General features: G+C 36.6%; 11 protein-coding genes and 2 tRNA genes. 10 read left to right on the top strand and 3 right to left on the bottom strand.

All coding sequences use genetic code 11. From position 1 onward, the window contains the following. Positions 1–4 precede the first annotated feature (4 nt). Positions 5–397 (bottom strand): hypothetical protein, encoded by a 393-nt coding sequence (locus G3569_RS15190; protein ID WP_165270720.1) that lies wholly within the window; start codon positions 395–397, stop codon positions 5–7. Positions 398–1166: 769 nt separating this feature from the next. Here G3569_RS15190 and G3569_RS15185 point away from each other — a divergent pair. The 3 genes from G3569_RS15185 (at position 1167) to G3569_RS15175 (ending at position 3231) form a co-directional block, all read left to right on the top strand. After that, positions 1167–1337 carry a hypothetical protein gene (locus G3569_RS15185; protein ID WP_165270718.1) on the top strand — a complete coding sequence of 57 codons (171 nt, stop codon included), beginning with the start codon at positions 1167–1169 and terminating at the stop codon, positions 1335–1337. Positions 1338–1408: 71 nt separating this feature from the next. Then, positions 1409–1888: a Pycsar system effector family protein gene (locus tag G3569_RS15180; protein ID WP_165270716.1), complete on the top strand. Its 480-nt coding sequence runs from the start codon at positions 1409–1411 to the stop codon at positions 1886–1888. Positions 1889–1923: 35 nt separating this feature from the next. Further along, positions 1924–3231, top strand: coding sequence for an adenylate/guanylate cyclase domain-containing protein (locus G3569_RS15175; RefSeq protein WP_165270714.1), 1308 nt, complete (start codon positions 1924–1926; stop codon positions 3229–3231). Positions 3232–3392: 161 nt separating this feature from the next. Here G3569_RS15175 and G3569_RS15170 read toward each other — a convergent pair. Next, positions 3393–3480 (bottom strand) — tRNA-Leu (locus G3569_RS15170). A gap of 275 nt (positions 3481–3755) precedes the next feature. Here G3569_RS15170 and G3569_RS15165 point away from each other — a divergent pair. The 7 genes from G3569_RS15165 to G3569_RS15135 all read left to right on the top strand — a co-directional run bounded on the left by G3569_RS15165 (position 3756) and on the right by G3569_RS15135 (position 8548). Further along, positions 3756–3828 (top strand) — tRNA-Ile (locus tag G3569_RS15165). Positions 3829–4117: 289 nt separating this feature from the next. Continuing rightward, a complete protein-coding gene (locus tag G3569_RS15160; protein WP_165270712.1) occupies positions 4118–5293 on the top strand; it encodes a tyrosine-type recombinase/integrase in 1176 nt (391 codons plus the stop codon). Positions 5294–5531: 238 nt separating this feature from the next. Continuing rightward, on the top strand, positions 5532–6287 hold the full coding sequence (locus G3569_RS15155; protein WP_165270710.1) for a hypothetical protein: 756 nt from the start codon (positions 5532–5534) through the stop codon (positions 6285–6287). A 437-nt stretch (positions 6288–6724) separates the two neighbouring features. After that, entirely contained in the window at positions 6725–6982 is a 258-nt protein-coding gene (locus G3569_RS15150) for a hypothetical protein (RefSeq protein WP_165270708.1), read from the top strand. 10 nt (positions 6983–6992) lie between these two features. Then, the gene (locus tag G3569_RS15145) at positions 6993–7805 is read left to right on the top strand and encodes a replication protein (protein ID WP_165270706.1); all 813 of its coding nucleotides are present in this window, start codon (positions 6993–6995) and stop codon (positions 7803–7805) included. Between the two features lie 18 nt (positions 7806–7823). Then, positions 7824–8111 (top strand): helix-turn-helix domain-containing protein, encoded by a 288-nt coding sequence (locus G3569_RS15140; RefSeq protein WP_165270704.1) that lies wholly within the window; start codon positions 7824–7826, stop codon positions 8109–8111. An 80-nt stretch (positions 8112–8191) separates the two neighbouring features. Further along, the gene (locus tag G3569_RS15135) at positions 8192–8548 is read left to right on the top strand and encodes a DUF2116 family Zn-ribbon domain-containing protein (protein WP_165270702.1); all 357 of its coding nucleotides are present in this window, start codon (positions 8192–8194) and stop codon (positions 8546–8548) included. 335 nt (positions 8549–8883) lie between these two features. Here the strand turns inward: G3569_RS15135 and G3569_RS15130 are convergent, their stop codons facing one another. Further along, complete coding sequence (locus G3569_RS15130; protein ID WP_165270700.1) at positions 8884–10335, bottom strand: RNA repair transcriptional activator RtcR family protein; 1452 nt, start codon at positions 10333–10335, stop codon at positions 8884–8886. Positions 10336–10337: the final 2 nt, after the last annotated feature.

The following is a 10337-nucleotide window of genomic DNA, read 5'->3' as shown; positions in this document are numbered from 1 at the left end:
TAACTCACTGTCCATTTTTTTGTAGCAATTCCATGTCCCCTCCTGGTGGTAAGGTTACATTAGAATGAACAATATTTACATTATCACTGAACCCATCATATAAACTTATTTTTTTATAAACTTCAGATGGGTTTGTAGAGTGAAGATCTTTTACCAACACATTTAACTTTTTATCAGCTTCTAAAAAGTTAGTCAAATGTTCTAAATAGAAACTATTATTTGAGATGTCTCCACAAAAATCACCAACATACATTCTAACATGGTTTTTTGCATACTTGAAAATAGTGCCCAGAATAATGGCGCTTTCATGAGGTCCAGAGTGGTTGATGGTTTCTATAGATCTTGACTGTGCCTTTTTTTCAATATTGCTGTGAAATTCTTCAATGAATGTTTCCATAAACAAGCCACCAATATTTAAAATTGCAAGAGAAGCTCTCCTTCACTATTAACCTTTATAATGTGGAATTATTTTAAGTTAACCTTCGCAATATTCAAGGTTAATTAATCTAATATAACTGAATTCAATTCCAAAATTATTAATTAAAACTACTTTTAGAAGTTATACGAGGTATATCAATATGTATTATCGACTGTTTAAACTAAATGTTAAATAACTTCTATTGTAATGATAGTTTTATGATTTGTTCCTGTATTTCCTGTTTATATCCGCACAAGAAGGAAGATAGCAATAACTTTGAAAATATTAAAAATATTTAATGTTCAGTACATGAAAATGTACCATTTAAGGTGAATGGAATGGTTTTATACGAAGTAATGCAAAAGTTATCCACAGGGTGTGGATTTATCGAGTCAAAAAATCAATAAATATTGCAGAAAAGATTGCTTCTATTGTGGATAACTCTACCCTTTTGTGGAAAAGTATTCAGCCAGTTTACTTGCTCTAAGCCTTATAACCTTTATTTTTAATAGAAGCACATTAAAAAAGCTCTCCAGCAGGAACTGGAGAGCTAGAAAATTTATTTGTCACCACAGACTTTGACGGGAAAGGGTGACAGCGGCATGAACTAGTCAGGGAACTTAGGTGCCCCTGATGTTCTAATTAGCACCTACACAAAGGTTTTATACTTTGTTAGAGCCTTTTTCAGTTATGGCTAACCTAACTAGTATTGAGCGTTGTGTCAATACAAATTTAAACTTTTTTAACTATGGCAACCAATCCGCCAACTGGCGACGGACATAGGAAAGGAGCGGTTCGAGATCGATCACAGACCTATAACCCAAAGACTAAGAAATGGGTTAAGCGAGGTCCGGATGGTCGATTTATGAACCAGAAAGCAGATAATAAGCCCTTTAAAGGGGTTCGTAAAGAGAAATAATAAATATGGGGAGGTTCAACCTCCCCATATTTATATTTAATTATTCTAAAAATTAATTATTGAGAACCAGTATGGAAGAAGACTCAAATAAAGATGAATATACGCATGGTTTTACAAAAGATGTTAATGATTATCTCAACTTTTATATCAGAGTAGCGGATGCAAAAGCAGCGGTATTTCTTGCAGGTGATATTACTGTTGGAGCAGCTTTAGCCAAAAGCACTTTTTGTTCCGATGAAGCAATTATTTTTGGTGCAATAAGTGCCCTTAGTATTCTGATATCAATATTTTTTGGTGCTAAAGTATTCATTCCTAGTGTAAGTAGTAAACATCAAGGATTTATTTTTTGGGAAAACATTAAGAATTGGAGCTCTAAAGACCGATATCTCTCAAAAGTTCAAAACCTTAGTTCTTCAGAGATAGAAAATCAATATGCTAAACAAAACTGGGAGGTAAGTAAGATTTTAAGTAAAAAGCACTTCGCGATTAAGTGGGGAGTAGTAACATTTTTGGTTGGCTTTTTAGCATACGTATTATCACAAATAATTTAAATAGAGAGTAGTATCAAATAAAATTAACTTAGTCTATGAAATACACTGATTTTACATCAAGATTGGAGAATGCATTTGAATCATATTACCAACAGGCTTCTAATAACTTTAGTGTTCAGAAATCAGTTGCTGAGGCCAAAAATAAACATTCTAATATTGTAGAACAGTACGAACTACAAAGATTATTTCGTCCTTTGTATGGGAAAGAAGGGGTAGGAGAACCATCAATTGGAGATCACCCTGATTTTGAGCATTTGCGAGATTCAAAAGAAATTGAACATAATTCGATAACCACTTTATTCATGGACATAGTAAGTTCTACTCGGTTGGGTTTATTGTATAGTCCACAAGAAGTTTATCAGATTAAAAATGCTTTTATAAGGGCATCAATTGAATTGATAAAGGCATTTGATGGGCACGTTCATAGAATAATGGGAGATGCTGTAATGGCTTATTTTGGAGGGAAAAACACGAGCGATTACAATGATATCATAAATGCATTAAATTGTTCTGCAGTAATAAGATATTTTGTGGAAAAGGTTGTAGCTCCCAATTTAGAAACCAAAGGCTTTGAAGATTCATTTGGGATCAGAATTGGACTCGACTATGGAAAAGAAAGTGACGTGATATGGAGTGCGTATGGGTTCCCAGGGATCGATGAGGTTACCGCTACTTCATTTTATGTTGATGTTGCTTCTAAATTACAGCACTCTGCAGGCAGTAATCAAATAATGATCGGTAAAAGCCTAAAAAAAGAAATTGATTTTCCAGAAGATCTACTGGATGTCAAGCAAGTAACTAGAAATGGCAAAAAGAAACCAGAACCCTATCTTAAGCCGAATTTAACAAACTCTAATGGTGACCCAATAAACTATAACCAGTATTTATTGTCCTGGAAAAAATATTTAGCGTATAGTCCAATTGGTCATTATGACCACTCATTTTTTAACGAAACGGATAATTCCATCGAGTTAAATGCTGACATTTCAAAAACAGAGAATGGAATCATTACTAATGATTATAAATTTACTAGTAGGGTCTTAAGCAGTGATAGTTGGATTAGATTTAATGTCAATCTTTCAAAAGGTTTTGTTACTCCATACACTGTTAAATTCAAAGTAGAAAATCATGGTTTGGAAGCCTATAAAGCCGGTAAACTAAAAGATAGTGATGGAAGTGATTATCAAAACCATGAAAAAGTCTATACAGTGGAAAATAACAGTAAAACGGAAATAAATCACTGGGAAGGCTTAGAATACCGAGGGTTACACTATATGTTTGTAGAGATCACTACAGCCTTGGGTGTTAAACACAAAGCCCAATGCGGAGTGTACATAGACTAAAGTCTGAATTTAGGACTATTTCTATTATTTAGTATATGTAGGATAAATAGAAGTGCGAACTTATTTCTATTTGAATGGAGAGAAAAGAACAGTTTGTTTTACCAATTATAAACCAAAAAACCCTAAGTTCTTTAAAAACAAGAACTTAGGGTCTGTTTAAGTACCCGAGGCCAGACTCGAACTGGCACTGGTATTTAGATACCAATCGGATTTTAAGTCCGACGCGTCTACCAATTCCGCCACTCGGGCATCACTCTTAAAACGAAAAAGCAGATCGTTTGAGAGACGCTAAATATAAGGTATTCATATCTACTTATACAACAGAAAATCTGAGACTTTTTGTGATTACCCAAACACACAGGGAGAAGTAACGCAGCAGGGGGGGGTAATTCTTGAAATTAATACCCAATTGGGCATACGTTGATGTTAGAGTCAATTGGGCAAGCATATAAAATCTATTGTTACCCTTGTATTGTGAATAACAATCTCTTAACTTTAGCGCTCTTTGAGAGAAATACTGATTAGGGCCCGTAGCTCAGTGGTTAGAGCAGTCGACTCATAATCGATTGGTCGCAGGTTCGAATCCTGCCGGGCCCACTTTTTTATTCCCTCCTTTTCCACCCCTTAAATATGCCTTTAAAAGCAATAAAGCGACATATTTAGCATTCTATCCCCTTCGATACTAAAAATTCCCGCGTGAAATCATTTCACTTTCTGCAACGAATTATGTAAATAGTTGGTACAAAAGTTGGTACATTGGTACAGCTAGTTACAAGTATTAATTACTTTTTTAGAGTGACTAATACAGAGTAATGCACTGTTGTGAGTTGGTACATCGTGTACCAACTGCTGTACCAAGGCATAATTTTTACACAAAACTACTAATATGGCTAGTCTAAAAAAGAGAAATGGCACTTACTATATTCGGTTTTACAAAAAAATTAACGGAAAGGGGAAACAAAAAGCCCTGAGTCTAGGCACTAAGATCAAGCGGGAAGCACAAAAACTTTTGATTGAATATGAAGATAAATTCGAACGTGGAGAGATCGATCCCTTCAATGGATGGAGCCCGCGTCAAGAAGCCAAGAAGAAGCGACAAAAGTTGCGGGGCAAATACGTACCGCTTCATAAAGCGGCCGATCAATTTATAGAACAGCGCAGCCAGGCCAATCAGACTACAAAAGATAACTACCGTCGACACTTGGATATGTTGGAAGATAAGCTGGGACGTACCATGCCGGTTACCGAAATCTTAGAAAAGGATATCAGGGAGTTTTGTTTTCGCTCGGATTTAGCCAAGGCAACACAAGCTAGTTATCTGCGTCATCTGAAAGTGTTCTTCCGGTGGCTTCATGAAAAAGAAATTTTAAAAGAAGATATTACCGCCGATATAAAGCCTCCCAAAGTACCACAGAAGATAGCCCAGAAGACGATCTCCAGAGAGGAGTTGGATCAAGTCTTTGAAGCTTATGACCAGTTTTATAAAGAGCAAAAGAAGAAAGGGTATGTAACAAAACCCCATCAGATGCGTCTGTGGTTTAAGCCGATGATTAATACCATGTACTATTGTGGTATGCGAGCCAGTGAAGCAGTCAATTTGCGATGGAAAGATGTAGACTTAAAAGGCAATTCTGATGATCCGGATGACCTTGGACATATCCGTATTACTAATTCCGATGATAACACTACGAAGTCAGGCAAGGAGCGCATAGTTCCGATTAGAGAGCCGTTAAAACCGTGGCTAGTGCAATGGCATAAGAAACAGGAGGAACCCACGGATGGGTATGTTTTTCCCAGCTCTACAGGGTTGAATAGGTTTCAAGGGATGACGGCAGGATCGCTTTCCCGATCATTTAAAAAATTTGTCCGGCTGGCCGAGGATGTGCCTAACACGATAACCTTACATGGGTTGCGTCATTCCTGTGCCACTGACCTTTTACGAAAAGGGGTCCCCATCCATATTGTCCAAAAGATAATGGGACACTCTTCCATCGATGTGACTCAGATTTATGAGCACCTGGATCAGAATGATATTAAACATGCCATGAAGGGGATAGATTAGGTGAGCGTCAAAAGAAAATATTATCCGGGTATTTCTAGGGAGACGTTATGTAAGGGGTTTAATGAGTTATTTTATTCAGGGTTACTATGTTCAAAGAATTTTAAAAACTGACTGTATGAGTTGGTCCAGAATTCGGAAATAATTCGGAACTTTTCGGAAGTAATTCAGAAGTGTTGGGGTGATTATTTGCTTGGCATCAAAAACATAATGAAAGGAATTGATTAAATAAGATAGAGTTATGTCACAAGAAAAAGTTAATACATTAATTCAGATACTGAGCAGCTCTTTTTATATAAGTCGTCATGTTGGACAGGAGTTGTCTATACGGGAAATAGCTGTTGATCTCTATAAGTTGACCGGGCTACATGAGATGGAGCAAGAAGAATACCTGTTAGAGTTTGACGGATATGGTTTTGAAGAGCTGGAGGATCGGGTTTTTAAGAACAGAAGAAAAAAACTAGAGGAGACGCGAGATCGCTTGGTGGAAAGCGTGGAATCCGTTAGCCCAGAGCCTATCAAAAATCCGGATGCTACCGATAAGAATGATTCTTTTTATAAGGTGGATAAAGAAATAAACGGGGTTGATGATCCGATCGTAAAAAAATGGCACCGTGAATTTGAATCTTTGGGCGGGAACTCCTGCTATGTATTTGATCAACAAGGTTTTGATGAAATTAAAAGTAAGTTAAAGAAAATTGCCAGATACCAGATTAAGCTCAATGCAATAGACAAGGTCATTGAGGAAGCTTCTTTAAAGGGGAAATATGAATTCTATAAGGAGTTCGACAGTGTACCGGATGCCTGTAGGTATTATGATAAGAAACTGGGAGACAGAGTGACCGGAGAGCGTATTAAAAATAAAATTAGAGATAGCGCCCGGATCATAGAAGAGGGAGAAGAGGTATCCTGGGAAAAGATAAATAACAGGATTAACTCCTGGGTAAGGTATGAAAATGGCAAGCCTACGAGAAAGAAAGAGATCCCCAAAAAGTAAGGGAATTGAATGGGGTATTTGGCTAATTAGAATTTAAAAATTTTCAGGGTTTCTCAATTGGGGTCCGGGGTGAATCGCGGGAAAAGTGAATTTAAAGATGAGTAACGCTATAGAGCAAAAAACAGGATAGAAAGTATAGTTAGGACAAAATCTACGATTCCCCCGGTGGTTTTTTGGTTCGTTTTTGGCCAACCAAAAATGAACAATACGTTATTAGATTAGTGTGAAATGAAGTGTCAATTCAAGAGTTGAAAATTAATTCTGTAGTAATTCTATAGCAGATCACAGCCTTTTCTGTAGAAAACATATTGAACCTGTAGTAGATAGGTTATTTTCTGTAATGTTGCTATAGGTAAAAATACTGTAACTTTTTGTAGCTCATGTGTTTAGCGTATAGTTTAGGGATGAAAATCAATCACCAATTAACGCTAATACCGATGAGTGAAGAAAAATTAAACAGAATAGAGAAAAAGTTAGATCTGCTCCTCAATTCTAACAAACATCGTATAAACGAAAAGAAATATATCACCGCCAGAGAGGTCGAAGACCTGACGGGATTGAATTACCGTACCATTCTTAACCGGTCGAACCTGGACGAAGAACATCACCGGTTCATTCCCTCCATACAGTTCGGTGGCAGCCGCCGCAAATATTTCGAGCGCAAGGTAATCGAACGCATTTTCCATCTGAGCTAACAGAAATACCATGCCGAGGTTACCTGACCATGTCTCCTTTACGATGATTCCTAATTTCATTTTTGATGAACAATTGGAATCTCTTAGCGGGGGAGAGCTTAAAATTTTACTGATGATTTATCGCAAAACAGTAGGCTTTGACAAAAAGTCTGACAAGATCTCCTATAGCCAGCTGGTAGAGTTTACAGGTTTATCCAAATCGACTATTTCCCAGGGTATAAAAGGATTAGTACATAAAAAGCTGGTCAAGATAGATCGAACCGAAAATACCAATAGATATACTTATTGTTTGCCTGACATAAATATCTCAGGTAGTTCGAAAATCGAACCAGAAGTAGTTCAGAAATCAAACACCCAACCGGTTCGAAAATCGAACACACAAAAGAAAGTACCTAAAGAAACAGAAAAAAATACTACTAGTAGTAGCAATTTATCTGAAGATTTATGGGAGGTTATCAATTACTGGAATACGATTTTTCCCAATACCCTGAATCCGGATGATCCAAGTAAGGTAAAAGATATTGAGGAGGCTTTAGACCAATTTACTGTAAAACAGATTAAGCAAGCGATTTTCATGCGAAGTAAGTGCAGCTACTACAGAGACAACAAACCCCAACTGCTAAACAAACCCAGTGCTTTCTTTCCTTATCCCGAAACGATAGCAAATGATTTGGAACGCAAATCCCGGGATATGTATGATTTTCAAGAAATGATTAACAAAGTAACTTCTTCGAACCTGACTACTGATGATTTTGAACAGCTTGCAGATAGTGAGATCTGGGTATTAAAAAAACAACGACACAGAATGTTAATAAAAACCTAAAACCTATATCCAATTATTATGAAAAACGCTATCCAAATCACATTTAGTGAAGAAATGCTTGACGAATTTACTAAAGCCATTAAAGAAGCCGTCAAGGAGGAGCTCCCCAAATATCAGAATAGTTTCCAGAAAGACTGGCTTTCTACCGAAGAGGTTATGGAGATGTTAAGCGTTTCGAGGCGGACGGTCCAAAACTATCGGGATGAAGGAAAGATTTCTTACTTCCAGCATGGACGGAAGATCCTATATCCCAGGGAGGGAGTTGAAGAGTTTCTCCGTAAAAATATGATTAAAGCTTATCGGTAAAACCACAATAGAGGGCTTAAAATTAAAGACATCTCCTTTGTTAAACCATCTTACTTTAGAACTATCAATTTTTCATTCTTATGTCTAACAATTCCGAACATTGCTGTCTTTCGTGCGGCATTGATATCTCAAACAAACGCATTGATGCGAAGTACTGCAGTGATCGCTGCCGGATGCGGTACCGCAGGGACCAGAAAAACAGTAAATTGCTAAACGAACTCATCGACCTTTTCACTCAGTTACCGAACCATTCCGTACAACAAACAGATAGCGAGTTATACCTGCAATCGTATAACGCATTAAGCCGAAAAACAGAAAATTGGCATATTTCTGAGCTGAAAAGTATGTCAAACCAACGATTGAAGGACCTTATTAAGAAAAAAAGGTGGCTGTTAGCAGGGGAAGGGTTAACAAATATGTTGTTTAACAGAAGCTAAGAACAATAATCAGAAATTTGTTAAACATTTAGTATATGTTTAACAAAAATGTTAGAAAAAACAGCTTTTTGAGCATGTATGTGGGATATATATCCTCTGAACGGCATGTTATACATTTGTTAGACGGAATGGGATGATACCTCTCTTGTGGTCATTTTAGTGATAAGTCTGATAATTAGGTCGTTTATTATACATTTTTCTGGGAATTCGTTAAACATATAAAACTATATATCTGATTTTTGCAATGAGCTCATGAATAACATGGAAATCAGCAGTGGGGATGTTTACCATTTTGTGAGAATCAAACATCTTTTCAAAAAAGTTTAGTAAAAAAATTATTTAACAAAGTCTTGTCTCTTCAATCCATACTTCTCCATTTTGTTCTTAAGAGTATTTACCACGATCCCTAACGCTTCGGCAGATTTGGATTGATTCCCGTTATACAAATCCATGACATATTCAATATGCCGTTTTTCTAAGTCAGCCAAAGAAAGTGATTTCTTATTGTCATTTTTCTTAATAAAGTTGGGAATATCGTTGGCCATGACCTCTTCTTCAGCAAATACATAGAGCCGCTCAATTAGGTTTTCAAGTTCTCTGATATTTCCAGGATAGCCATAATTGACTAGCACCTTTTTTGCCTCCTTTGAAAACTCGAGTTTGGCTGACTTTTTTAATGTTTTTTGTTTCTGATCGATGAAAAAGTCGATCATCTTTTCAACCTCTCCCTTTCCTCTCTCTTGCAGGCTAGGTAATTCTAAAGGAGCTACATTTAGCCTGTAGAAAAGATCCCACCTGAATTTATCGTCTTTACACAGTTGTACTAGGTTTTTATTACTTGCAGTAATAATTCTAACATCGATTTTCTCAGGAGTTCCTCCAACAGGCGTAATCTCCTTTTCTTCTAACACACGTAACAAAGCTTGCTGCATATAAGATGATATATCTCCAATTTCATCCAAGAAAACAGTGCCACCATCCGTTTTTTTGAAAATTCCTTCCTTATCTTTGGTAGCACCCGTAAAAGCTCCCTTTTTATGGCCGAAGAGTCTTGATTCTAGAAGGTCATCGCTAAAGGCTGAACAATTGATTGGTATATAAGGTTGGTTGCTTCTTACAGAGTTTTCATGGATAAAACGGGCAAGGTGTTCTTTACCGGTTCCGGTTTCTGCTTGTATTAAGGTGGTAACATTATCAGTTTGTGCTACTTTAAAGGCATTATCATAAACTGGTTGAATAGAATCAGTTATTAGATAATTTTCAGTATGCTCATAGGTATCTGATTCTGAATTTTTTTGTTTTAAAATTACACCCTTGGGAATTTCAGATGTATTAACATCTATTATTAAACGCTCGGGTTTATTACTTTGAGAATGTTTAGCTGGGCGTACTTGTATGAGTCGACTATTAAGACCTAAAGAGGTATGGCATATATACCAGGCTACCTGCATAATTGATGTGCCGGGAGAGAAAAAGATATCAATTTCGCAATCCGATAAGTCTAAAAGAATGGGTTCTACTTTAGTTTTTACCTCTCGTAGATCTATTGGATCTTCAATACTGACTGTTTTACACTCAATATTATGTTTGGGAAAGTCTCTTTTCAGCTTATTTTCTAGCTTCGTTATACGAAGGTTTTCGGGAGTCTCCGTTGCAAGAAGAATGTGTTTATCATATTGTGCTTCATTGAAGAAATAATTATGGAAATTATATGTGGGACCTGATTCATCGACAGTTCCATTTTGGAAGTCATTATTATAAGCAAGCCAAGATATAATGATCTTCATAG

The organism is Fodinibius halophilus, from assembly GCF_011059105.1.
Taxonomy (GTDB): Bacteria; Bacteroidota; Rhodothermia; order Balneolales; family Balneolaceae; genus Fodinibius; species Fodinibius halophilus.
The sequence above is the reverse complement of the archived record's forward strand: the minus strand, read 5'-3'. Positions and strand labels throughout refer to the sequence as shown.

Bases quoted from the DNA above. Each gene is read 5' to 3' on its own strand.
- G3569_RS15145 (WP_165270706.1), top strand. From the start codon at position 6,993: ATGCCGAGGTTACCTGACCATGTCTCCTTTACGATGATTCCTAATTTC.
- G3569_RS15190 (WP_165270720.1), bottom strand. From the start codon at position 397: ATGGAAACATTCATTGAAGAATTTCACAGCAATATTGAAAAAAAGGCA.
- G3569_RS15160 (WP_165270712.1), top strand. From the start codon at position 4,118: ATGGCTAGTCTAAAAAAGAGAAATGGCACTTACTATATTCGGTTTTAC.
- G3569_RS15180 (WP_165270716.1), top strand. From the start codon at position 1,409: ATGGAAGAAGACTCAAATAAAGATGAATATACGCATGGTTTTACAAAA.
- G3569_RS15150 (WP_165270708.1), top strand. From the start codon at position 6,725: ATGAGTGAAGAAAAATTAAACAGAATAGAGAAAAAGTTAGATCTGCTC.
- G3569_RS15130 (WP_165270700.1), bottom strand. From the start codon at position 10,335: ATGAAGATCATTATATCTTGGCTTGCTTATAATAATGACTTCCAAAAT.
- G3569_RS15185 (WP_165270718.1), top strand. From the start codon at position 1,167: ATGGCAACCAATCCGCCAACTGGCGACGGACATAGGAAAGGAGCGGTT.
- G3569_RS15175 (WP_165270714.1), top strand. From the start codon at position 1,924: ATGAAATACACTGATTTTACATCAAGATTGGAGAATGCATTTGAATCA.
- G3569_RS15155 (WP_165270710.1), top strand. From the start codon at position 5,532: ATGTCACAAGAAAAAGTTAATACATTAATTCAGATACTGAGCAGCTCT.
- G3569_RS15140 (WP_165270704.1), top strand. From the start codon at position 7,824: ATGAAAAACGCTATCCAAATCACATTTAGTGAAGAAATGCTTGACGAA.
- G3569_RS15135 (WP_165270702.1), top strand. From the start codon at position 8,192: ATGTCTAACAATTCCGAACATTGCTGTCTTTCGTGCGGCATTGATATC.